We start from the raw sequence: 19,197 nt of genomic DNA, 5'->3' as shown, positions 1-19,197 counted from the left end.
TCTTTCGGGCAGTCTGCATGCGATCGGGAAAGGATGCCAGAGGGTCTGTAAGCCGGGTTCTGTCCATTTCCGACCCTTCGGTCGAAAGTTTGGCGACCATTCCTCTAGGACGACGGTTGCCCGCCGCCTCAAGCAATCAACCCGGGTGACGAGCCGGAACGAAGCCCATGTGCCACCCCTATTCGATCTTGCTCCCGGTGGGGTTTGCCATGCCGCCCCTGTTACCAGGCGCGCGGTGCGCTCTTACCGCACCCTTTCACTCTGACCGCCCCGGCTTGCGCCGAGGGTTGGCCGTCTGCTCTCTGTGGCACTGTCCCTGGGGTCACCCCCGCCGGGCGTTACCCGGCACCGTCGTTCCGCGGAGCCCGGACTTTCCTCGCGGATGCCATTACAACACCCCCGCGGTCGCCCGACCCTCTGGCGCGCCGATCCCTAGTCGTCACCCATCGGTTTGGGAAGCAGCAAAGCGAGCAGGATGCACCGGCATTCCGCATCGATCTCGCCGTCCACCAGCTCGGGGCGGAACCGGCGCTGGAACGCCATGATCGCCGCCATCCGGTTCTCCACGTCGTAGCCGAACCGTTCGAGCGCAAGGCAGAACCCGCCCTCCGTCCAGCCGGGATCCATCAGATTCTTGGTCGGCCGCGGCAGCGCAAGCCGGCGTCGCGCCAGTTCGTGCCACGGGAACAACTCGCCGGGATCGCGCTTGCGCGTCGGCGCGATGTCGGAATGACCGACGATGTTACCCCGCGTGATCTCGTGGCGGTCCTTGATCTGCGCCACCAACGGCAGCAGCGCGGCGATCTGTTCGGGCGGGAACGGGCGATAGCCGAACTCATGCCCAGGATTGACGATCTCGATGCCGATGCTTGCCGAATTGACGTCCTCGATCCCGCGCCAGTGTGACCGTCCCGCGTGCCAGGCCCGCTTATCCTCGGCGACCATCCGCAGGACGGTCCCGTCCTCCTCGATCAGATAATGTGCCGACACCTTCGCGTCCGGATCGCGCAGGCGGGCGATCGCGGACGGGCCATCCTGCATGCCGGTATAGTGCAATACGATCATGCTGATAGGCAGCGTTCGGTCGTCGAAATTCGGTGACGGCGTCTCGATGATCGTCAAGCCAGCTTCCCCTCCAGCCGGTCCGCGCGTGCGGTCCGGATCGTGACGATCGCGACGCCGAGCATCGCAACGCCTCCGCCTGCAAGCATCAATAGCGTCAACGGGTTGCCGAAGTAATAGGCCGCGGCGAACACAGAGATAATTGGTGCGGCGAGCGTCATCGGCGTGACAACGCTAACCGAATGGCGCTGCAACAGCCACGACATCGAGCCCTGGCCGACTACCGTCGATCCGATCGCGGAAAACGCCACCCAGCCGACCGTGCGAAGCGGCAGGTCGGGGATCGCGCGCATCGCCGCAGGCTCGGTGATCATCGCCACGACCGCCATCACCAGGCTGCCCATCAGCCCAACCCAGGCATAGATCGTCAGGACCGGCACCCCGACGAGCCGCCGCTGGATCAGCGAGGTGATCGCCCAGATCAGGCTTGCCAGCGCGGTCAACGCCAGACCCGCGCCCTCGCGCGCCGCCGACGGATCGAAGACCAGCAGTACCACTCCCAGGATCGACAGGCCGATCCCCAGCATCCGGGGCCAGTGGATCCGTTCGCGAAAGACGACGATCGCAAGCAGCAGCGCGAACGGGACGCCAAGCTGGCCGGCGATCGCCAAAGCGCCGATATTCGTCGCGACCGACAGCGACAGATTGATCACGAGATAGAAGATGCCGCCCGACAACAGTCCGAGCAGCGCCAGCGTCGCGGTCCGTCCCGGCACCAGCCGGAACCAGCTTGCGCAGACCGCAAACACGATGACCTGGCGCAGGAACCCGGCCGTCATCGGCGCGATTTCCGTCACCGCCATCTTCACGGCGATGATGTTGAGCCCCCACAGCACGTTCATCACGACGACGATCGCAAAGTCACGCAGGCCGAACCGATGCGTCGCTGGAGGTGCGGCTTGGATCGTCATCCCCCAACGCTTGCCGGGATCGTGCTGCGATGTAAACTGCCGCAGCACTCTATCGCGGGATCAGGACCCGGGCGCGCGAAGCCGCGGATCGCCAGTGCTTGACGACGGCGTTTCGTAGAAGCCGCGATAGCGCTGGCTGGGCTCGAACAACGGGGTCTGCCCGCTCACCGTCTCCCCCGCGCCCATCACGAACAGGCCGCCGGGCCGCAGCGTCCGTGCGATCGTCGAGAACACCCGCAATTTCGTCTCCGCCGTCAGGTACAACAGGACATTGCGGCACAGGACCAGGTCGAAACGTCCTGCGGGCGCCGCATCGGACACCAGATTTACCCGCCGAAACGTGACCAGCTTCACCAGCTCGGGCTTGGCGACCCAGTCTGTGCCGACACCGTCGAACCACCGCATCATCCTACGGATCGGCAACCCGCGCTGAATCTCGAACTGCGTGAAACGGCCCGACCGTGCGCGGGCGATTGCGGCGCCCGAAACGTCGGTCGCGACGATGTCCGGAACCGGCGCACCCGTCGTCTCGTGCCGCTCGGCGAACAGCATCGCCAGTGACAGCGGCTCCTGCCCGGTCGAACATCCCGCGCACCAGATCCGGATGCGATGACCGGCGGTCTCGGCATCCGCGATCGCCGCGACAAGGTGCTCGAAGACCTGCGCGTCCCGGTAGAACGACGTTTCCTGGTTCAGTAGCGCATCGACGATCTGCTCGCCGATCTCCCGATCCTTTCCGGCCAGCAACTGCGCAACCAGCTCATCAAGGCTGCCGAGCTGGCGTTCACGCAACAGCGGCTTGAGCGCTGTATCGAGGCGCCAGGAGCGATAGGCCGCGATCTGCTGTCCCGTCCGCGCTTCCAGCAGCGCGGTCAGCACGGCGATCGTCGCCTGGGAGGCCGCCGGGGCCGGTGAGGATGACGGGGCCGTGGTCGGCATGCTCCGCCCGCGTAACGCTGACGCGCCCATCATGGACGGCGCTGCGATGCGATGAGCCGCCCGATCGCCTCGGGGGGCAGTATCGCCGCAGCGACACCCGACGACACGACTGCGCCCGGCATGCCCCAGACGACCGACGTCGTCTGATCCTGAGCGACCACGCTGCCGCCGGCGTCGTGGACCTGTCGGGCCCCCTCCGCACCGTCGCGGCCCATGCCGCTCAGCATGATAGCCAGCGCGCGCGCGCCAAAGACTTGGGCGACCGATCCCAGCATCGGATCGACCGAGGGCAGGCAACCGCTGCCGACGACGCCCTGCCTGAGGCGGATCGCGGCACCGCCATCGCTCAGCCGCACGCAGGTCATGTGGGCGTCGCCGGGGGCGATGAACAGGCGGCCGGGGCGGATCCGCAGGCGGTCGGTCGCGACGTCGCACGGCCGGCCGGACAGGACCGTGAGTTGTGCCGCGAAATACGGCATGAACGACGCGGGCAAATGTTGCGTGATCAGGATCGGCAGCTGGAACGTGGCGGGCAACTCACGCAGCAACTGGCTCAGCGCGTGGATCCCGCCGGTCGATGCACCGATCGCGACGATGTCATAGGCGTCGCCGGCCGCGACGGAACGGCCCTGATCCGCAGCACCCCGGCCGCACAGCGGCTCAAGCGCGGCCGTGACGTTGCGCGCGCTTCTCAGTCCCGACGCGCGGGTAGGCACAATCGCGGTCGGGGCTTCGCACAGGCGTTCGAGCTTTTCGACCAGTGCGGTTGCAAAGCGGCCAGACATGCCGCTGGCGCCCGGCTTCACCAACGTTTCCGCCGCCCCGAGCGCGAGCGCCTGGACCGCGGCCGCACCGCCCTCATCGGCTGAGGAGGAGACGATCAGGATCTTGGCACCCTGTCCCGCGGCAATCAGGTCCGGCAGCGCGGTCAGCCCATCGACCCCCGGCATTTCGATATCGAGCAGGATGAAATCGACCTCGGCAGAGCGCAGGAACTCGAGTGCGGCTCCCGCATTGGCGACCGCACCGACGACGGTAAACTGCGCGCTCGCGTCGATCAGCCGCGCCATCACCGCGCGGGCGACCACCGAATCATCGACGATCAGGACACGCGCGACGGCGGACAATGGCGACCGCGGCAGCGGTGGAAGGGGCAGCGAGGCGGCCACGGCGTCGTAAGACCCGCTCAGGCCATGCCGACGATTTGCAATTTCGATGCGAGGGTTTCGCGGTCGAACGGCTTCATGACATATTCGTCGGCGCCCGCCTCGATCGCCGCGCGGATATAGGCCATCCCGTTCTCGGTCGTGCAGAAGACGACCTTGGGACGCTGCGTGATATCGCTGTCGCGCAGCGCTCGCAGGAAATCCATGCCGCTCATGACGGGCATGTTCCAGTCGAGCAGGATGACGTCCGGAACCGACTCCAGACAGCACTGGAGCGCCTCCTGGCCGTCACATGCCTCGCGAACGGTAAAATCAAGCGTTTCGAGGATGTGACGCGCGACCTTGCGGATCACCTTCGAATCATCAACGACAAGACAGGTCTTCATGGAAAGCCTTCCGGGGTGATCATGGCGCCCGCCTTAGCCGGCAAAGCGTAAGCACCGGGTTAAGTGCGCGCGAGTTGGCCGCTGTTCAGGCGACGAGCGCGGGCAAGGACGACGGCACGACTGCGGTCAGGTCTAGCACCAGCATCGGCTCGCCATCGCGATCGACCAGCCCCGACGCCGCCGCCGCCCAGCCGTGGTTGAGCGCCAGTCCCGACGACAGCGGCAGCCGCTCGAACGGCGCGACATCCTCAAGCGAGTCGACCAGGATCGCATAGTCATGCCCGTCGACCTGCGTGATGACTGCCCGCCTGGCAGTTTCGGGCGTCGGCGCGAGCCCCAGCGCGGTGCCGGTGTCGATCACCGTCACGACCCGGCTGCGAAGCGCGGTCAGCCCACGGATCGCCGCCTCCGCCTGCGGCACCGCGACGACATCACCGATATCGACGACCGAGCCGACCTGCTCTGCCGGAATCGCGACGCCGCGCCCGGCGATATGCGCGATCAGAAACAATTCCATCAGCGCGCTCCCCCACTCGTCACGGCGCGAATATACGGTGCTGAATCCTCTTGTTGCGCGCCGGCCTGCGCCGCGACCCGCCGCGCGAGTTCCTCGATCAGCGCCGGACGGTCATAGCGATAGATGCTGTGGTCCTGCGCACCTGTACCCTCCCGATTACGGCGCAGCGTGACGATCGGAGCGGCGACCGCCTCGACCGGTCCATCCTCCATCGCTAGCGCGACCGCAGGTGTCTCGCCCGCGGCAAGGCGTGTCACACACCGATAGCCCGACGCCTCGAGCGCGGGTTTGAGGAACGTCTCCATCCACCCGCTGCTGTCGCTCTGCAACAGGCAGACCGGGCGCGAGGCGCGCCGGACCGGCTCGCCCGCGAACAGCGCGTGCGGATCGATCAGTTCGACCTGCTCACCGCCGATGATCACGACCCCCGCGATCGGCCCGCCGCCATTAGCCGGCGCCATTTCGGGCGGCAATTCGACGATCTCGATCGCCTCCGCGATCGCATAGGCCATCTCGCTGTCGCCATCGGTCAGACGGAGTACCGCGACTTCTTCGCGATCGCCAATCGTGCCGACCGAATGCAACGGCACGATCGCCCCGCCGATCGCAAGACGCAGCGCGCCCGCCGTAAAGCTGATTGCCGACGTCGCCACCGGTTCGACCCGGTCGATCACCGCCAGCGCGATCACGCGGCGCTTGCCGTCCAGATCGTCGAACAGCAGTGCCTGTACGCCGGCAACGCTGTCCGCCGCCGCCTCGTCGTGCGCGACCGCCAGAGCGGAAAACCGCAGCCCCGCGACATGCGCGATCCCCGCTCCGTCGAGCAGCAGCATCGGCAGGCCACTGTCGGGCAGCGTCTGGCCGGCATAGACGCCGGTCGCCATCACGTGCGGCGAGGCCGGTTTGACGACCAGTTCCTCCGCGTCGAGCACATCGTCGACGCCGAGCGCATAGTCGCCTTCGCGGGTCGACACGATCACGAGCGTGCCCGGGTCATGGTCGCCCAGCCCGAACAGCGCGGCCAACGAGACCAGCGGCATCCGCCGTCCCCTGACCGCGACGGCAGATGCATCTCCGATCGTGTCGATCCGCACCTGCGTTCCACGGACCCTGACGATCTCCTCGATCGACTGCCGCGCCAGCGCGAAACGCTGCGTCCCCACGCTGACGATGATCGTCGACAGGATCGACAGCGTCAGCGGCACGTGAATGACGATCCGAAGCCCGCGGCCGGGCATGTTGCACAGCGCGATGCGCCCGCCGATATGCTCGATATTGGCGCGCACGACATCCATACCGACGCCGCGTCCAGAGACTGTCGTGACCGTGTCGCGGCTCGACAGTCCCGCTTCGAACACGAGATCGAGTTTTGCGTCCTCATCCATCGCGCCGATCTGCGCTTCGGTACGCAGGGCCTGGTCCTTGGCCTTGCTGACGATCCGCGCAACGTCGATGCCACGTCCGTCGTCGCTGATCTCGATGAGGATCTGGTTGCCCGACTGGCGTGCGGACACGACGAGTCGCCCCGTCGCGGGCTTGCCCGCGGCCAGACGGTCGGCCGGCGACTCGATCCCGTGATCGACGGCGTTGCGGATGATATGTGCCAGCGGATCGCGAATCAGCTCGATCAGCTCGCGGTCGAGCTCGACGTCAGAGCCCTCGATCACCAGGTTGACCGCCTTGCCCAGTTCCGCGCTGGTATCGCGGACCATGCGCGGCAGCGCCGAGAACAGCGCATCGATCTTCTGCATCCGGGTCCGCGTCACCGTGTCTCGCATGTCGGCGACGGTCAGCGAGAGCCGTTCGAGCGCAGCATCAACATGCGGATCGCTGACGTTATCTCGCAATCGCCGCGCCAGTTCGTTGCGCGCGAGCACCATGTCGGACATGCCGCTCATCATCCGGTCGAGCAGATCGACGTTCAGACGGACACTGCGGCTGCTGGCCCGCACGGTTGCGACATGCACGGGCACGGCCGCCGGCGTGGCGTCCTCCGCCAGCGCCGTGATCAGCAGTTCCTCGCTTGCATCATCCAGCGCCGCGCCGGCATCGATCGCCTCGACGATCTCGCCGATCCGGTCGACGATCGCGAGCACGGCATTCACCAGCGCGGTGTCGGGCACGCGCTTGTTGTCCCGAACCGCCGCAAGCACGTCTTCAGCGGCATGGCTCAGCCGGGCCAGCCGGGGGATGTCGAGAAACCCGCAGCTGCCCTTCACCGTGTGAACGAAGCGGAAGATTGCGTCGAGCCGCGCGCGATCCGTCGGCGCCGCCTCCCAGGCGACAATCTCGCCCGACAGCGCCTCCAGCGTCTCGCGCGTCTCGGCTATAAATTCCTGTAGAAGATCGTCCATGCGGGCCCCGGAACGCGTGCGTCGGGCCCGTCATGACGAACAGGGGTTAAGGCCGCGTTAGGATCGCTCCTCCCCCACCGCACCACCGTATCCAGCCAAGTTATCGCGCGTTGAACACCGCACCGAAGATCATGACGCCGTCGGACGGTTCAAAGATCTGCATGCTGCCCCCGCTCTCGGCGACGAGCGTGTGCACCATATAAGCGGCGGCCGCGCGCGGCGTTACCGCAGTATCGCCAGGACCGTCGACCAGCGTTCGACGAATTTCGGGGTCCAGGACGAGCCGCGGCCCCTCGACCTTCACGACCACCTCGAGATGGCCGGCATTGTCCTCGCCGCCTATCTCCATCCGGCCGCCGCGCACCAGCGATTCGCTGCCGATCAGCACCAGGTTGAGCAGGACCTTGATCGCCGCCTTGGGCATCGTTTCCTCGTCCACGAGCCAGGCGAGCTCGATCCGCTTGTTCTCGGCGATCAGCCCTTCGATCGCGGACTTGGCCTCGCGGGTTGCGACCTCCTCGCCGAAGCCCCCCGCAGCACCGAAGGCCAGACGAAAGAATTTCAGCTTGCTCGCCGATGCGCGTGCGCTGTCCGCCAGCAGCTCCATGCACCGCGCACGCATTGCCGGATCGGTTTCGTCTGCCAGCAGTTCAAGCCCGTTGTTGAGCGCGCCGACCGGCGACAGCAGGTCGTGACACAGACGCGAACACAACAGGCTGGCAAAATCGACCGGGCTGACAGTCATGAATATCCTCTCGAAAACATGTGCCGTTCTGACCTCGCCACGATTGGCTGGCAAGCGGCAAGGCGCATCGTTGGCGCTTCGCGCTCTATGCTCGGCGGATCACGTCAAATCAGCACAATGGCAACCTCGGCAAATGCACCGGGGGCGTGAGACCGCCAAGCGCGGGCTTGGCCGCCGCCGATGATCAGCCAGATCGCTCCGTCGCCCATCGTCTGCGCGGCGTCGCGCGGCGACGGCACGGGGTTGCCCGTGGGATGCGAGTGATAATGGCCGATGACCGCTGGGCCGCCGTGGCGCGCGCGACGATGCGCGGCCAGCAGCGCTGCAGGATCGATTTCGAAGCTGTGGGCGGGATGGTCCGCGACATTTTCGCAAGGCTCTGCCATCGCGATGGCATCCGGCGTACCGAACAGCAGTCCGCAAACCTCCTTCGCCGGCGATGCCGCCGCCCGTGCAAGGATCCGATCGAGGACGCCGCTTGAAATCGTAACGCTCATCGCCACATCGCTATCGCATGGACCGGGGGGTTGCCACGATTGAAGCGAGAATCGCCGCGGCGGCCGATGGATGGCGTCTGGACCGCGCGCTCGCGGATGCCGTCCCGACGATGTCGCGCGAACGTCTGAAGACGTTGATCGCCGCTGGCGCGGTATCGCAGGCAGGCCAGCCCTGGCGTGATTCGTCGAAAAAGGCGTCTGCCGGTCAGACCTTCGCGATCGCCGTGCCGCCACCGACGCCGCTGCATAACGAGGCGCAGGACATCCCGCTCGTCATCGCCTATGAAGACGAGCATCTGATCGTCGTCGACAAGCAGGCGGGTCTGGTCGTGCATCCTGCAGCAGGTAATTTCGACGGCACGCTCGTCAACGCGCTGCTTCACCATTGCGCGGGCAATCTGTCGGGGATCGGTGGGGTCGCGCGTCCGGGCATCGTCCACCGGATCGACAAGGATACCTCCGGGTTGATGATCGCCGCGAAGAGCGACCGCGCGCACGAGGGACTGGCCAAGCAGTTCCACGATCACAGCATCGACCGTCGTTACCGCGCGATCGTCGGCGGGATCCCGCGCCCTTCCTCAGGGACCGTCGATGCCCCGCTGGCGCGCAGTCCGCAAAACCGGAAGAAGATCGCCATCGTCCAGGGCGGCAAACGCGCCGTCACGCATTTCACGACGCTGCAGCCGCTTCGCGATGCCGCGCTGGTCGAGTGCCGGCTCGAAACGGGTCGCACGCATCAGGTGCGCGTCCACATGGCCTCGATCGGGCACGCCTTGCTCGGCGACCCGGTCTACGGTAGAAACCGGCCCGGTCAGAAGACGCTGCTCGAAACGCTTGGTTTCCGCCGTCAGGCCTTGCACGCCGCGTATCTCGGGTTCATCCATCCTATAAATAGTAACGCTTTGGCGTTCGAAAGCAGGATGCCTACGGACATGCAGGAACTGTTCAGCGAGCTTCACGTATAGATATCGGACCCTGCCGCAGTGCGGTATGGTTTCGTAGAAAGGGAAGACTACCATGGCAGCCCGCTCCAACGTTCCAGCGACGATACCTGCGCTCGGCAGCGAGGCGGGTCTCAATCGCTATCTCGCCGAGATCAAGAAATTTCCCATCCTGCAACCCGAGCAGGAATATATGCTCGCCAAGCGGTTCCAGGAGCATGGCGACACCGATGCTGCGGCGCAGCTGGTGACGTCGCATCTCCGTCTCGTGGCGAAGATCGCCATGGGCTATCGTGGTTACGGCCTGCCCACGTCCGAGTTGATCTCGGAGGGCAATATCGGCCTGATGCAGGGCGTGAAAAAATTCGAGCCGGAGCGCGGCTTCCGCCTCGCGACCTATGCGATGTGGTGGATCCGCGCGTCGATCCAGGAATATATCCTGCGCAGCTGGTCGCTTGTGAAGATGGGCACCACCGCAGCGCAGAAAAAGCTGTTCTTTAATCTGCGCCGGATGAAGAGCCGCCTCGATGCATTCGAGGACGGTGATCTGCGCCCTGAGCACGTGACGAAGATCGCGACCGATCTCGGTGTCGCCGAGACTGACGTCGTCAGCATGAACCGCCGCATGGCGATGGGTGGTGACACCTCGCTCAACGTGCCGATGCGCGAGGACGGCGAAGGCCAGTGGCAGGATTGGCTGCAGGACGACGCACCGCTCCAGGACAAGATCGTCGCCGACGCACAGGAGGCCGATGTCCGTCATTCGATGCTGGTCTCCGCGATGGACGACCTGAACGATCGCGAGCAGCATATCCTCACCGAACGCCGCCTGACCGACGATCCCAAGACGCTCGAAGAATTGTCGCAGGTCTATGGCGTATCGCGCGAACGCGTCCGTCAGATCGAGGTACGCGCGTTCGAGAAGCTGCAAAAGGCGATGATGCGCATTGCCGGCGAAAAGCGTCTGCTCGCCGCTTGACGTTATGCGCACCGTCGTCATTGGCGGCGGTGCGGCAGGTATCGCGGCGGCGCGAACGCTGCACGACGCCGCACAAGACGTTTTAATGGTCGAGGCGAACGATCGCCTTGGTGGTCGCGCACATAGTCTTTCGGTAGACGACTTATTAAGCAGCGAACGCGATAAACTAGACGCGAATGTCGCCCTTGCGGGGTCTCGCTTAGATGCGGGCTGTGGATGGCTCCACTCCGCGCGGCGCAATCCGTGGACTGGCATTGCGGAAGCTTCGGGTTTTCTCGTCGACCGGTCGGACGCGAACTGGCGCACTCAATGGCGGGACCTGGGTTTTTCGCCCGCAGATCAGGCGTCTTCGTCCATCGCCTATCAGGACTGGAACGCCCGCGCACTGGCGGCGCTCGACGGTCCCGACTGCCCGCTGTCCGACTTTGTCGACGCTCACGATCCCTGGCGGCCGACGATCGACGCGATCTCCGGCTATGCCAATGGCGCCAACCTGTCGCAGGTTTCGCTCCATGACTGGGCGGCGTATGAAAATGCTGCATCGGACGATAATTGGACCGTGAAGCAAGGCTATGGCACGCTGGTCACCAGCCACGCCGCCGGTCTTCCGATCCGCCTCTCCACGCCGGTCACCCGTATCGACCATGGCGGTCGGCGGATCAGGCTGGACACGCCGTCCGGGATGATCGACGCGGATCATGTCATCGTCTGCGTGCCTACCACCGTGCTTGCCCGATCGCAGATCAGGTTCGACCCGCCCTTGCCTGACAAGCATGCCGCCGCCGCAGACCTCCCACTCGGTCTGGCGGACAAGGTGTTCCTGCATGTCGATCGCCCGGAATGGCCGGCGAATGCGCATCTCGTCGGCAACCCCTATGCTGCGTGCACCGCCAGCCACCGCCTGTCGCCGTTCGGCTGGCCGATCGTCGAAAGCTTCTTCGGCGGCGACTGCGCGGAGATGCTGGAGGATGGCGACGCCGCGGCGTTCGCGATCGATGAGCTGGTCGCCCTGCTCGGCAGCGACTGGCGCCGCCGCTTCACGCCGCTTGTCGCAACCCGCTGGCGCCAAGAACCTTGGATCGGTGGCAGCTATAGCCATGCGCGGATCGGGTGCGCGGGCCAGCGCGCGATACTCGCCGCGCCGGTCGACGGCCGGATCTTCTTCGCCGGCGAGGCCTGTCACCGTGAGGATTTCTCTACGGCGCACGGCGCATATGAAACCGGCGTCGCGGCGGCGCGGGCGATCATTGGCGGGGGCGCGGCGATCGCATAAGGAGCGGCGATGGGCCTTATCCGCATCCTCGTCAAATTCGCGTTCGTCTTCGTCGTCGTGACGGTCGCCTGGGTCGGCCTGTACCGGTTCGTCCCGCCGCCCTTCACCTTCACGATGATGGGCGACCTGCTGTCCGGGCATACGGTGACGAAGGACTGGATGCCGTTGTCGGAGATGGATCCCGACATGGCGCGCGCCGCGATTGCGGGCGAGGATTCGGGGTTCTGTTCGCACAGCGGCTTCGACTTCAAGGCGATCGCCGGGGCTGCGGCGCGCAATGCGCAGGGCGGGCGGATCCGTGGTGGATCGACGATCAGCCAGCAGACCGCGAAGAACGCGTTCCTGTTCCAGGGCGGCGGCTATGTCCGCAAGGCGTTCGAGGCGTATTTCACCGTCCTGATCGAGACGCTGTGGCCGAAGCGGCGGATCATGGAGGTGTATCTCAACATCGCCGAGACCGGGATCGGCACCTATGGCGCCAATGCCGGGGCGATCCGGTATTTCAACCATGATGCGTCGCGGCTGTCGGCGACCGAGGCGGGACGGATCGCCGCGGTGTTGCCGCTGCCGAAGAAGCGGGCGGCGATCGCGCCGCGCGGTTTCGTCCGCCGCCACGGCAACACGCTGTCGCGCCGCGTCTCGACGGTCCGCACCCAGGGGCTCGACGGCTGCCTCCGCTAGGGGCCGGCAGCCGCCGCACCCGGCAGATCAGAACGGCAGCTTGAAGCCCGGCGGGAGCTGCAGGCCGCTGGTCATCTTGGACATTTCGGTACCCGAGACCGCATCGGCCTTGGCGCGGGCATCGTTGAAGGCGGCGGTCAGCAGATCCTCGAGCATCTGCTTCTCGCCGACCTGCATCAGCGAATCGTCGATCGCGATGCCGATGATCCGGCCCTTGGCGGACGCCTTGACCTTGACCAGCCCGCCGCCCGACGCGCCCTCGACCTCGATCGTGTCGAGATTGGCCTGCGCCTTTTCGAGCTCGGTCTGGACGTTCTGCGCCATGGCGAGGATTTCGTCGATATTCTTCATGCGTTGCTCCTTTGACCCGGCCACGATTCAAGCTTGGCGTCGGGAAACGCTGCCACCGCGGCCTTCATGATGGGGGATTCGAGAATGGCCTGCTTGACCGCCTCGTCGGCGGCGTCCTGCGCCTCGCGCAGCGTCGGTTCGCCCGGCGCGTCGACGATCGACACCTTCCAGGCAGTCCGCGTGACCGACTTCAGCAGCGTGCCCAGTTCGGCCAGCGTGTCGGCCGAGACCGGCCGGCTGCCGCTGAGCGCGAATTCGGGCGGCGCATAGGAGACGATCCGCGCGCCGTGGCGCAGTCGCGCGGCGATCGCCAGCCCGCCCGAGTCGTCGAGCAGATCGACCAGAGCCGCGAAGGTGGGCGGCAGGATCGGTCCGGTGTCGACGGGTGCCGGTGCAGCGGACGCGCCCGCCCCGGCCCAGGGCGGGGCCTCGCCGGAGGATGCGGGAGCGGGCGCCGGCGCCTGTGTCGATGCAGCGGCCGCGGTTGCGGGTGGCGGAGCGCCGGCGAGCTGCCGCGCGAGTTCACCGGGATCGGGCAGCGTCGATGCGTAGATCGTCCGCAGCAGCGCCATTTCCGCCGCCTCGATCGGCAGGACTGCCTTGGCGACCTCGTCATGGCCCTTGAGGAACAGCTGCCAGAGGCGGTGCAGCGCGGGGTAGGACAGGTTGGCCGCCCAGTCCTCGCGCGCGGCGCGCTCCTCCGCCGGCTGCGCGGCGTCGGCCGGCGTCCCGACCTTGGTCAGCGTGATGCCGTGGACCGTTTCGAGCAGCGACCGCAGCACCGACAGCGGATCGACGCCATAATCATATTGCCGCCGCAGCGAGGCGAGCGCCCCCGCCCCGTCACCCGCCAGGATCAGGGCGAGCAGGTCGCGCACCGCGCCGCGATCGGACAGGCCGAGCATCTGCCGCACCGCGTCCGCGGTGACGCCGCCACCTTCGAGCCCGGCATGCGCGATCGCCTGGTCGAGGATCGACAGGCCGTCGCGTGCCGAGCCTTCGGCGGCGCGTGCGATCAGCATCAGCGCCTCGGGCTCGGCGACGACGCCCTCCTGCTCCGACACCCAGGCGAAATGCCCGGCGAGCTGTTCCGCCGAGATGCGGCGCAGGTCAAAACGCTGGCAGCGCGACAGGACCGTCACCGGCACCTTGTTCACTTCGGTCGTCGCGAACAGGAACTTCACATGCGCGGGCGGTTCCTCCAGCGTCTTCAGAAGCGCGTTGAACGCGTTCTTCGACAGCATGTGGACTTCGTCGATGATGTAGATCTTGAAGCGCGCGGTGACCGCCGAATAGCGCGACGCGTCGATGATCTCGCGGACGTCGTCGACGCCGGTATGGCTCGCGGCGTCCATCTCGATCACGTCGATATGGCGGCCCTCGGCGATCGCGCGGCAGGGTTCGCAGACGCCGCACGGGTCGATCGTCGGACCGCCCTGCCCGTCCGGACCGATGCAGTTGAGTGCCTTGGCAATCAGGCGCGCGGTCGACGTCTTGCCGACCCCGCGAACCCCGGTCATCAGGAACGCATGCGCCAGCCGGTCGCGCTTGATCGCGTTGCCGAGCGTCTGGACCATCGCGTCCTGCCCGATGAGCTCGGAAAAGGTCTGCGGGCGGTATTTGCGCGCGAGCACGCGGTACGCGACATCCGCCTTAGCAGCCGGCTGCGGCGGTTCGCCCAGGTCGAAGGAATCTGACATTGCGGTCGTCATAGCGGCTGTCGGGTCCGGTGTCGAAGGGCATGGCCGGGACCGCGAATGTTGCGAATGTTGAGACGATAGCGCGATTCAACATTGGGCGTCGGGTCGACATCGGGCGTCGCCGCGGTACAGCGCGAGATTGGGGAGCGACCGTTCGGGATGGCGCGTCGGGGTCCGGAACTGGGAGCGGTCTGGGCCATTGCTTGGCCTACCACAATCGCGGACGATTTTACAGCGAAATGGAACGTTTCGGGAACGCTTTTGCGAAAGCTGTTTGGGATCAGGGGCTTGGTCGGAATGTAGGGGCGCCACGGCGACGCCGTGTCGTCAGTCGGCGCTGTGCGCCGCCGGCCGCGCTCACATTTGCTTGCAAATGTTCGCGGTGGGAGCCGGGACGACCCGGGGCGAAATCGTTGTGGCTGCTTCCTTCCGGATCTGACCAAGTTGGCGACGACCCCGTCCGCCCGACTCCCGCTGCGCATATGGCGGGGTCGGACGGGATGATCAAGCCGCTTTACAGCCTGACCCGGGGGAAGGCCCGTTCTTAGCGGTTGACGCGGACCGTGCGGCAGACGCGCTGGCGATGATGGTTGCGGACCACGTTGCGGCAGACCTGACGCGTGCGCGTACGATGACGGACGCCGGGGCGGTTGTCGTTGTGACGGACGACGGTCCGCTCATGGACGACGGTGCGCTGTGCGGATGCCTCGGCGGCGAAGCCGACGGGCGCGAGGCCGGTGAGCGCAACGAGACCGGCGGCGGCGAGGGTAAACAACTTCATGGAAAGTCTCCTGAGCGGTCTGGATTCGCGTGAATCCCATAACCTATGTTAGCAAACTCGCCCCGCCTCATTACGGTTCCGTATCAACGACGGAAACAGCGGCGAACCGGGCCGTAATAGCCGCGCTGGATCCGGCACACGACGCGTGACCGGCCATAGCCACGCGGCCCGCCATAGCCGTAATGCGCGCGATAGCCGCCGTGGTGCCCGCGATAGCCGCCGCGATATCCATCCCGGTAGCCGCCCCGGTAGCCACCCCGGTAACCGCCATCCCGATAGCCGTCATAGCGGTGGCGCGGGCCATGCCAGCCGCGGTCATGATGCCCGCCACCGCGCGGCCCGTCCCAGCCGTAACGCTGTGCGTCCGCGGGGGCCGCGGCAACCAGGGTACCGGCGGCCAGGGCGCCAGCGGCGAAGAAAGCGATGATCCTCATGAGAGCTACTCCACTCGAGCCCCGGGCAGCGGGGCTGTATCAATGCCCCGTATACTGGGGCGGTGGAGGCTTGATCGCCGAACCGCCGTGGCTCGACGCTGAACCGGCCGTTGTCATTCTGTAAGGTTCGCCCGGTCGGTCAGCCGGGGATGCGCACCGTCAGTCCGTCGAGCGCCTCGGTCAGGCGGATCTGGCAGGCGAGACGGCTGGTCCGGGTCGCGCCGGGGGCGAGATCGAGCATGTCCTCCTCGTCCGCGCTCGCCGGCGTCAACCGGGCGACATCGGCGGCGTCGACGATGACATGGCAGGTCGCGCAGGCAAGCTGGCCCTCGCACGTGCCCTCGAGCGGCTGGCCGTCCGCCTGGGCGGCGTCGAGCAAGCGGTCGCCGGGGGTGGCGGCGACGCTGCGGATGCTGCCGTCGCGGGCGATGAAGTGGACGATCATGGGAAGCGGACGATCATGGCCATTGCCCTTCCGCGGCGGCCGCGATCGCGTCGATCGCGGCGGCGAGGTCTGTTTCGGTGGTGTAGCGGCCGAAGCCGAGGCGGATGCTCGACCGCGCCTGGGTCTCGCTCAGGCCGATCGCGCGGAGCACATGGCTCGACCGCCCCGACCCGCTCGCACAGGCGGAGCCCGCGGAAAAGGCGATGTCGCGCAGGTCGGACATCAGCCGGTTCACGTCGAGCCCCTCGCGCCGCACGTTGAGATTGCCGTGATAGCGCGGGTCGGTGGCGCCGTTGATCGTCCAGCCGGGGCCGAGCCGATCGCGGGCGAGCCCCCAGAGGCGCTCGACATGCGCGGCGTCCTGATCCTTGCGGTCAGCCATCAGCTGCGCGGCGACGCCGAAGCCGGCGCACAGGGCGGGCGACAGCGTGCCCGAACGGCCGGGCGCCTCCTGCCCGCCGCCGTGCATGAGCGGGGCGAGCGTGACGCCGTCGCGGATCCACAGCGCGCCGATGCCCTTGGGGCCGTGGATCTTGTGCGCGGAGATCGCGATCAGGTCGACGGTGTCGGGAATCGCGACGCGGCCATAGCCTTGCACCGCGTCGCAGAGCAGCAGCGCGCCGGCGGCGTGCGCGGCATCGGCGAGCGCGGCGATCGGCTGGATCACGCCGATCTCGTTGTTGACGAGCATCGCGGCGACCAGACCCGTGCGGGCGACGGCATCGGGATCGACGATGCCGTCTGCGCCGACCGGCAGGATCGTCACGTCGCGCCCCTGCGCCGCTTCCGCCGCCGCGGTGTCGAGCACGGCGGCGTGTTCGGTGGCGAGCGTCGTGATCGGCCCGATGGTGCCCTTGATCGCCCAGTTGAGCGCCTCGGTCGCGCCGCTGGTGAAGGCGACGCGGCCGCCGGGGGGGAGCAGCGCCGCGACCTGATCGCGCGCGAACTCGACGGCGGCCTTCGCGCGGCGGCCTTCGCGGTGGGGGGAATGCGGGTTGGCGTGCTGCGATTCGAGCCAGGGGAGCATCGCGGCGAGCGCCTCGGGCGCGAGCGGGGTGGTCGCCTGGTAGTCGAGATAGCTCATGCGGCCGCCCTGATGTCGCGGGCGATGCGCGTCCAGGCCTCGGCGAAGCGCGCGACGTCGTCGGCGGTGGTGGTCCAGCCGAAGCTGACGCGGACGACCTGCGCGGCGGCGTCGGCGGGATAGCCCATCGCGGCGAGGACATGGCTCGGCCGCATGCTGCCCGACGAACAGGCGCTGCCCGCCGAGACCGCGAACCCGGCCATGTCGAGGCGGATCAGCTGCGCCGCCGCGCCGACGCCGGGCATCCGGTAGGAGGCGATGGTCGGGATGCGGGGGCTGGCCTGCGCGACGATCTCGCCCCCATGTGCGAGGATCGCGGTGTCGAGTTCGGCGCGCAGCCCGGCAAGAGGCGCGAACCAGTCGCGCGGGGCTTCGAGTGCGGCGGCGAATCCGAGCGCGCCGGGGAGATTCTCGGTGCCCCCGCGATAGCCGCGCTCCTGCCCGCCGGTCGGATCGAGCAGGCCGAGGTCGCGGACGAGCAGCGCGCCGATCCCGGGCGGGCCGCCGAGCTTGTGCGCGGAGACGATGATCATGTCGGCGTCGGGGAGCGGGAGCTTGCCGGCGGTCTGCGCGCAGTCGGCGATGCGGGGGGTGGCGGCCGCGGGCTGGAGAACGCCGGTTTCGCTGTTGGCGGACTGGAGCGTGATCATGGGCGCGCGCTCCCCGTTCGTCTCGAGCGAAGTCGAGAGACCTGCGCCTAGGAGGTGTTTCTCGACTTCGCTCGAAACGAACGGGAGGGGGGAGGATGCGAGAGCGGGAGTCCTTAGCGGCGAGACGATGCCGCCCGCATCGACATCCAGCATGACCGGGCGGTCCGCCGCGCGCAGGACCGCGTCATGCTCGACCGCCGCGACGCCGATGCCCGGCCGGCCGCGCAGCGCGAGGCTTGCGGATTCGCTCGCGCCGCTGGTCAGGATCACGTGGTGCGGCCAGCCGAGCGCCTGCGCGATCCGGCGCCGCGCATCCTCCAGCGCCGCGCGTGCCGCGCGCCCCTCGGCGTGCGGCGAGGACGGGTTCGCCCAGCGCGCCATGCCCTCCATCACCGCCGCGACGGCCTCCGGACGCATCGGCGTGGTGGCGGCGTGATCGAGGTAGATGCGGGGTTCGTTACGGGACAGGGTCGGTTCCAATTGCGAAAAGGGGTGCATTACCTATATAGCGCGCATCGTCCGGCACTCCACCCGAGTGCGTATCCCAGCTCGCGAGTGCCCATGCCAGAAGTCATTTTTCCCGGTCCCGAAGGCCGTCTCGAAGGTCGTTTTGCGCCGGGTCCGCGCCCGCGCGCGCCCGTTGCGATGATCCTCCACCCGCACCCGTCTGCGGGCGGCACGATGAACAACGCGATCGTGCAGCAGCTCTACAAGACCTTCCAGCGGCGCGGCTTTGCGACGCTCCGCTTCAACTTCCGCGGGGTCGGCAAGAGCCAGGGCGTGTTCGACAACGGCGTCGGCGAGCTCTCCGATGCGGCGAGCGCGCTCGACTGGGTGCAGAGCTTCCATCCCGAGGCGCAGACGACGTGGATCGCAGGCGTCAGCTTCGGCGCGTGGATCGGCATGCAGCTGCTGATGCGCCGGCCCGAGATCCGCGGGTTCATTTCGATCGCGCCGCCGGCGAACCTGTACGACTTCACCTTCCTCGCCCCCTGCCCGTCGAGCGGGATCATCATCCAGGGCGAGGGCGACGAGGTCGCGACGCCGGGTGCGACGCAGAAGCTGGTCGACAAGCTGCGCACGCAGAAGCACATCACCATCCATCACGACACGATCCCGAAGGCGAACCACTTCTTCGAGCACGAGATGCCCGAGCTGATGGGGTCGGTGGACAAGTATCTCGACATGCGGCTGGATCCTAACAGCCCCATTCGGTGATCCTCTGCCCTTCTCCCCTCGGG

21 protein-coding genes and 2 other RNA genes are annotated in these 19,197 nt (G+C 67.2%); 5 read left to right on the top strand and 18 right to left on the bottom strand.

The window, feature by feature from the left end; translation table 11 throughout:
• Positions 1 to 32: 32 nt before the first annotated feature.
• From rnpB to ASE89_RS18060, 10 genes are all read right to left on the bottom strand, one after another.
• Positions 33 to 421, bottom strand: an RNA gene (gene rnpB, locus ASE89_RS18615) — RNase P RNA component class A.
• Positions 422 to 432: 11 nt separating this feature from the next.
• Positions 433 to 1,065 carry an N-acetylmuramoyl-L-alanine amidase gene (locus tag ASE89_RS18100; protein ID WP_081874152.1) on the bottom strand — a complete coding sequence of 211 codons (633 nt, stop codon included), beginning with the start codon at positions 1,063 to 1,065 and terminating at the stop codon, positions 433 to 435.
• A 53-nt stretch (positions 1,066 to 1,118) separates the two neighbouring features.
• On the bottom strand, positions 1,119 to 2,033 hold the full coding sequence (locus ASE89_RS18095) for a DMT family transporter (RefSeq protein WP_056680428.1): 915 nt from the start codon (positions 2,031 to 2,033) through the stop codon (positions 1,119 to 1,121).
• Between the two features lie 60 nt (positions 2,034 to 2,093).
• Complete coding sequence (locus ASE89_RS18090) at positions 2,094 to 2,972, bottom strand: CheR family methyltransferase (RefSeq protein ID WP_236701857.1); 879 nt, start codon at positions 2,970 to 2,972, stop codon at positions 2,094 to 2,096.
• 29 nt (positions 2,973 to 3,001) lie between these two features.
• Positions 3,002 to 4,099 (bottom strand): chemotaxis-specific protein-glutamate methyltransferase CheB, encoded by a 1,098-nt coding sequence (gene cheB, locus ASE89_RS18085; protein ID WP_056680923.1) that lies wholly within the window; start codon positions 4,097 to 4,099, stop codon positions 3,002 to 3,004.
• A gap of 59 nt (positions 4,100 to 4,158) precedes the next feature.
• On the bottom strand, positions 4,159 to 4,524 hold the full coding sequence (locus tag ASE89_RS18080) for a response regulator (RefSeq protein WP_031396352.1): 366 nt from the start codon (positions 4,522 to 4,524) through the stop codon (positions 4,159 to 4,161).
• An 85-nt stretch (positions 4,525 to 4,609) separates the two neighbouring features.
• Positions 4,610 to 5,041 carry a chemotaxis protein CheW gene (locus ASE89_RS18075; protein ID WP_056680424.1) on the bottom strand — a complete coding sequence of 144 codons (432 nt, stop codon included), beginning with the start codon at positions 5,039 to 5,041 and terminating at the stop codon, positions 4,610 to 4,612.
• Positions 5,041 to 7,395, bottom strand: a complete 2,355-nt coding sequence (locus ASE89_RS18070; RefSeq protein ID WP_056680420.1) for a chemotaxis protein CheA — start codon at positions 7,393 to 7,395, stop codon at positions 5,041 to 5,043. The genes ASE89_RS18075 and ASE89_RS18070 overlap by 1 nt, the downstream gene beginning before the upstream one ends.
• 100 nt (positions 7,396 to 7,495) lie before the next feature.
• Positions 7,496 to 8,140 carry a histidine phosphotransferase family protein gene (locus ASE89_RS18065; protein ID WP_037528527.1) on the bottom strand — a complete coding sequence of 215 codons (645 nt, stop codon included), beginning with the start codon at positions 8,138 to 8,140 and terminating at the stop codon, positions 7,496 to 7,498.
• Between the two features lie 104 nt (positions 8,141 to 8,244).
• Positions 8,245 to 8,637 (bottom strand): Mov34/MPN/PAD-1 family protein, encoded by a 393-nt coding sequence (locus ASE89_RS18060; protein WP_056680414.1) that lies wholly within the window; start codon positions 8,635 to 8,637, stop codon positions 8,245 to 8,247.
• Between the two features lie 17 nt (positions 8,638 to 8,654).
• Between ASE89_RS18060 and ASE89_RS18055 the strand changes: the two genes are divergently transcribed.
• Genes ASE89_RS18055 through mtgA form a run of 4 tightly spaced genes read left to right on the top strand, consistent with a single transcriptional unit; the run spans position 8,655 to position 12,511 of the window.
• On the top strand, positions 8,655 to 9,602 hold the full coding sequence (locus ASE89_RS18055; RefSeq protein ID WP_056680411.1) for an RluA family pseudouridine synthase: 948 nt from the start codon (positions 8,655 to 8,657) through the stop codon (positions 9,600 to 9,602).
• A gap of 52 nt (positions 9,603 to 9,654) precedes the next feature.
• Complete coding sequence (rpoH, locus tag ASE89_RS18050) at positions 9,655 to 10,557, top strand: RNA polymerase sigma factor RpoH (protein ID WP_031396358.1); 903 nt, start codon at positions 9,655 to 9,657, stop codon at positions 10,555 to 10,557.
• 4 nt (positions 10,558 to 10,561) lie between these two features.
• Entirely contained in the window at positions 10,562 to 11,830 is a 1,269-nt protein-coding gene (locus tag ASE89_RS18045; protein ID WP_056680407.1) for a flavin monoamine oxidase family protein, read from the top strand.
• A 9-nt stretch (positions 11,831 to 11,839) separates the two neighbouring features.
• Positions 11,840 to 12,511: a monofunctional biosynthetic peptidoglycan transglycosylase gene (gene mtgA / locus ASE89_RS18040; protein WP_056680404.1), complete on the top strand. Its 672-nt coding sequence runs from the start codon at positions 11,840 to 11,842 to the stop codon at positions 12,509 to 12,511.
• A 27-nt stretch (positions 12,512 to 12,538) separates the two neighbouring features.
• Here the strand turns inward: mtgA and ASE89_RS18035 are convergent, their stop codons facing one another.
• The 8 genes from ASE89_RS18035 to ASE89_RS18005 all read right to left on the bottom strand — a co-directional run bounded on the left by ASE89_RS18035 (position 12,539) and on the right by ASE89_RS18005 (position 18,454).
• A complete protein-coding gene (locus ASE89_RS18035; RefSeq protein WP_031395321.1) occupies positions 12,539 to 12,862 on the bottom strand; it encodes a YbaB/EbfC family nucleoid-associated protein in 324 nt (107 codons plus the stop codon).
• Positions 12,859 to 14,562 (bottom strand): DNA polymerase III subunit gamma/tau, encoded by a 1,704-nt coding sequence (locus ASE89_RS18030; RefSeq protein ID WP_056680920.1) that lies wholly within the window; start codon positions 14,560 to 14,562, stop codon positions 12,859 to 12,861. Before ASE89_RS18030 ends, ASE89_RS18035 begins: the two co-directional genes overlap by 4 nt.
• A gap of 380 nt (positions 14,563 to 14,942) precedes the next feature.
• An RNA gene (gene ffs, locus ASE89_RS20050) (signal recognition particle sRNA small type) lies at positions 14,943 to 15,036 on the bottom strand.
• A 70-nt stretch (positions 15,037 to 15,106) separates the two neighbouring features.
• Positions 15,107 to 15,343, bottom strand: coding sequence for a hypothetical protein (locus ASE89_RS18025; RefSeq protein ID WP_031441523.1), 237 nt, complete (start codon positions 15,341 to 15,343; stop codon positions 15,107 to 15,109).
• A gap of 83 nt (positions 15,344 to 15,426) precedes the next feature.
• Positions 15,427 to 15,777 carry a hypothetical protein gene (locus ASE89_RS21005; RefSeq protein ID WP_052380984.1) on the bottom strand — a complete coding sequence of 117 codons (351 nt, stop codon included), beginning with the start codon at positions 15,775 to 15,777 and terminating at the stop codon, positions 15,427 to 15,429.
• 139 nt (positions 15,778 to 15,916) lie between these two features.
• A complete protein-coding gene (locus ASE89_RS18015; RefSeq protein ID WP_056680398.1) occupies positions 15,917 to 16,222 on the bottom strand; it encodes a 2Fe-2S iron-sulfur cluster-binding protein in 306 nt (101 codons plus the stop codon).
• Positions 16,223 to 16,235: 13 nt separating this feature from the next.
• Entirely contained in the window at positions 16,236 to 17,306 is a 1,071-nt protein-coding gene (locus tag ASE89_RS18010) for a cysteine desulfurase family protein (RefSeq protein ID WP_056680394.1), read from the bottom strand.
• On the bottom strand, positions 17,303 to 18,454 hold the full coding sequence (locus ASE89_RS18005) for a cysteine desulfurase family protein (protein ID WP_056680392.1): 1,152 nt from the start codon (positions 18,452 to 18,454) through the stop codon (positions 17,303 to 17,305). Before ASE89_RS18005 ends, ASE89_RS18010 begins: the two co-directional genes overlap by 4 nt.
• A gap of 63 nt (positions 18,455 to 18,517) precedes the next feature.
• Here ASE89_RS18005 and ASE89_RS18000 point away from each other — a divergent pair, with 63 nt between their 5' ends.
• Positions 18,518 to 19,174 (top strand): alpha/beta hydrolase, encoded by a 657-nt coding sequence (locus ASE89_RS18000; RefSeq protein ID WP_031395613.1) that lies wholly within the window; start codon positions 18,518 to 18,520, stop codon positions 19,172 to 19,174.
• Positions 19,175 to 19,197: the final 23 nt, after the last annotated feature.

This window comes from Sphingomonas sp. Leaf30, from assembly GCF_001422525.1.
In the GTDB taxonomy this organism is placed as follows: domain Bacteria; phylum Pseudomonadota; class Alphaproteobacteria; order Sphingomonadales; family Sphingomonadaceae; genus Sphingomonas; species Sphingomonas aerolata.
The sequence above is the reverse complement of the archived record's forward strand: the minus strand, read 5'-3'. Positions and strand labels throughout refer to the sequence as shown.

Excerpts from the sequence above, each read along its gene's own strand:
- ASE89_RS18100 (WP_081874152.1), bottom strand. The coding sequence starts at position 1,065 with ATGATCGTATTGCACTATACCGGCATGCAGGATGGCCCGTCCGCGATC.
- ASE89_RS18095 (WP_056680428.1), bottom strand. The coding sequence starts at position 2,033 with ATGACGATCCAAGCCGCACCTCCAGCGACGCATCGGTTCGGCCTGCGT.
- ASE89_RS18090 (WP_236701857.1), bottom strand. The coding sequence starts at position 2,972 with ATGCCGACCACGGCCCCGTCATCCTCACCGGCCCCGGCGGCCTCCCAG.
- ASE89_RS18080 (WP_031396352.1), bottom strand. The coding sequence starts at position 4,524 with ATGAAGACCTGTCTTGTCGTTGATGATTCGAAGGTGATCCGCAAGGTC.
- ASE89_RS18075 (WP_056680424.1), bottom strand. The coding sequence starts at position 5,041 with ATGGAATTGTTTCTGATCGCGCATATCGCCGGGCGCGGCGTCGCGATT.
- ASE89_RS18070 (WP_056680420.1), bottom strand. The coding sequence starts at position 7,395 with ATGGACGATCTTCTACAGGAATTTATAGCCGAGACGCGCGAGACGCTG.
- ASE89_RS18065 (WP_037528527.1), bottom strand. The coding sequence starts at position 8,140 with ATGACTGTCAGCCCGGTCGATTTTGCCAGCCTGTTGTGTTCGCGTCTG.
- ASE89_RS18060 (WP_056680414.1), bottom strand. The coding sequence starts at position 8,637 with ATGAGCGTTACGATTTCAAGCGGCGTCCTCGATCGGATCCTTGCACGG.
- ASE89_RS18055 (WP_056680411.1), top strand. The coding sequence starts at position 8,655 with ATGGACCGGGGGGTTGCCACGATTGAAGCGAGAATCGCCGCGGCGGCC.
- rpoH (WP_031396358.1), top strand. The coding sequence starts at position 9,655 with ATGGCAGCCCGCTCCAACGTTCCAGCGACGATACCTGCGCTCGGCAGC.
- ASE89_RS18045 (WP_056680407.1), top strand. The coding sequence starts at position 10,562 with ATGCGCACCGTCGTCATTGGCGGCGGTGCGGCAGGTATCGCGGCGGCG.
- mtgA (WP_056680404.1), top strand. The coding sequence starts at position 11,840 with ATGGGCCTTATCCGCATCCTCGTCAAATTCGCGTTCGTCTTCGTCGTC.
- ASE89_RS18035 (WP_031395321.1), bottom strand. The coding sequence starts at position 12,862 with ATGAAGAATATCGACGAAATCCTCGCCATGGCGCAGAACGTCCAGACC.
- ASE89_RS18030 (WP_056680920.1), bottom strand. The coding sequence starts at position 14,562 with ATGTCAGATTCCTTCGACCTGGGCGAACCGCCGCAGCCGGCTGCTAAG.
- ASE89_RS18025 (WP_031441523.1), bottom strand. The coding sequence starts at position 15,343 with ATGAAGTTGTTTACCCTCGCCGCCGCCGGTCTCGTTGCGCTCACCGGC.
- ASE89_RS21005 (WP_052380984.1), bottom strand. The coding sequence starts at position 15,777 with ATGAGGATCATCGCTTTCTTCGCCGCTGGCGCCCTGGCCGCCGGTACC.
- ASE89_RS18015 (WP_056680398.1), bottom strand. The coding sequence starts at position 16,222 with ATGATCGTCCACTTCATCGCCCGCGACGGCAGCATCCGCAGCGTCGCC.
- ASE89_RS18010 (WP_056680394.1), bottom strand. The coding sequence starts at position 17,306 with ATGAGCTATCTCGACTACCAGGCGACCACCCCGCTCGCGCCCGAGGCG.
- ASE89_RS18005 (WP_056680392.1), bottom strand. The coding sequence starts at position 18,454 with ATGCACCCCTTTTCGCAATTGGAACCGACCCTGTCCCGTAACGAACCC.
- ASE89_RS18000 (WP_031395613.1), top strand. The coding sequence starts at position 18,518 with ATGCCAGAAGTCATTTTTCCCGGTCCCGAAGGCCGTCTCGAAGGTCGT.